This window comes from Gemmatimonas sp. (assembly GCF_041689975.1).
GTDB lineage: Bacteria > Gemmatimonadota > Gemmatimonadetes > Gemmatimonadales > Gemmatimonadaceae > Gemmatimonas.
Map to the genome: position 1 here is coordinate 1 of NZ_JBDNFF010000068.1, position 2,250 is coordinate 2,250.

Genomic DNA, 2,250 nt, shown 5'->3' on the forward strand with positions numbered 1-2,250 from the left:
CGCGTTCGACGTGGGGGCACCCGAGGCGAACGCTGATATCGCCGAGAAAGTCGTAGCGAAACTGCGCTCAGGTATGATGCCGCCAGTCGGCTCGGCGCGGCCAAGCGTGGACACGCTCTATGCACTTGTCACCTCCCTCGAGCGACAACTCGACGCAAGTGCCTTCGCGCATCCGAATCCCGGCCGGCGCACTTTTCAGCGGCTCAACCGGGCTGAGTATCGCGCGGCGATCGCCGACTTGTTGAAGCTCGAGGTCGACGCCACCGCGTATCTCCCGCCCGACACCAAGAGCGACAATTTCGACAACATCGCCGATGTGCAGGCGCTGTCTCCCACGCTGCTGAGCGCGTACCTACGCGCGGCGAGTGATCTGAGCCGGCTGGCAATCGGCAACGCGGCGGCGAGCGCCGCGGCCAACACCTACACGATGCCGAAGATGGCCTCGCAGGTGGAGCACGTGGAAGGCACGCCGTTCGGCACGCGCGGCGGCATGGCGGTGCTGCACACCTTTCCCGCCGATGGCGAGTACCGCTTCGACGTGAACTTCTTTCACGAGACCACGGGCGCCTTCGCCGGTGGCCTCGCGCGGGGGGAGCAGATCGAGATTTCGGTGGACGGCGAGCGCGTTGCGCTGCTCGGGATCGACCGTTTCATGAATGCTTCCGACCCGAATGGCGTTGCCATGGGCAGCGAGCGGGTTCGCATCACGGCGGGGCCGCATCGCATTGCCGCCGCGTTTGTCCCGCCCGCCTTTCAAGGCGTGGTGCAGGATCTCATCAGCCCACTCAAGTGGTCGCTGACCAGCACGTCGAATGCGGTGGCGTACGGCTTCTCCCTGCTGCCGCACCTGCGCGAATTCACGGTGAATGGCCCGTACGCAGTGACCGGCGTGTCGGAGACACCGGTACGCAAACACATCTTCAGCTGCCGTCCTGCTACGGTCACGGCTGAACGGCCGTGCGCGCAGTCGATCGTGAATCGATTGGGCACGATGGCCTATCGCCGACCGCTCACGGACGAAGATCGCGCCGGACTGATGTCGCTGTACGATTCGGGTCGCAAGGGCGGCAACTTCGAAACCGGCGTGCGGACGGCACTGGAGGGCATGCTGGCAAGCCCCGATTTCGTGTTCCGCTTTGAACAGGCGCCTCGCGATGTGGCGGCCGGTGCCAACTACGCACTGCGCGACATCGATCTCGCGTCGCGACTTTCGTTCTTTCTGTGGTCGGCGCCGCCCGACCAGGCGCTGCTCACCGCTGCCTCCCGCGGCACGCTCTCGCAGACGGCAGGACTCGAGCGTGAAGTCCGTCGCCTGCTCACCGACCCGCGCGCCAAGGCGCTCTCCACGCGTTTCGCCGCGCAGTGGCTACGCCTGCCCGATCTCGACATCGTACAGCCCGACGTGCGGCAGTATCCCGACTTCGACGAGCAACTGCGCAGCGCGATGCGACAGGAAACGGAGCTGTTCTTCGACGATCTCGTGCGCCGCGATCGTCCGTTGCTCGATCTGTATCGCGCCGATTACACGTTCGTGAACGAGCGGCTGGCGCAGCACTACGGCATGCCCAACGTGATCGGACCGCAGTTCCGGCGTGTAAAGTATCCCGATGCCGCGCGGCGCGGCGTGTTGTCGCACGCCAGTGTGCTCACACTGACGTCGCATGCCGGTCGCACGTCGGCGGTGGAACGCGGCAAGTGGGTGATGGAAGTGATGCTCAATTCACCGCCGCCGCCACCGCCACCGGGCGTCCCCGATCTCGAAGCGACCCCCGCCAGCGCATCGGGACGCCTGCTGAGCGTGCGCGAGCGCATGGAGCAACACCGCAAGAGCCCAGCGTGCGCGAGCTGCCACAAGATGATGGATCCGATCGGTCTCGCCATGGAACAGTACGACGTGACCGGACGACTGCGCCGACGCGACAACGGCATGCCGATCGACTCGCGCGGTGATCTGTGGGACGGGAGCACGGCGAGCACCATAGGGGAGCTGCAGGCGGCCTTGCTGCGCCGTGAGGATGCGCTGTTCCGTACGTTCACGCGCAACTTGATGGCGTATGCGATCGGGCGTCGGATCGAAGCGTACGACATGCCGTCGGTGCGCACGATCGTGCGTGACGCGTCGAAGCAGGAGCATCGCCTGTCGGCCTATATCCTCGGCGTCGTTCGCAGCCCTGCGTTCCGCATGCAGCGCGCGGAAGGCGCTATTCCGAAAGCCACCGACGCGTCATCCGGCGCGTCGTCCTCGACGTC

At 65.8% G+C, this 2,250-nt stretch carries 1 protein-coding gene; it reads left to right on the top strand.

Annotation, left to right across the window (positions count from 1 at the left end; all coding sequences use genetic code 11):
* The coding region (locus ACESNG_RS05095; RefSeq protein WP_373068062.1) for a DUF1592 domain-containing protein at positions 1 to 2,250 on the top strand (2,250 nt) is incomplete at both ends.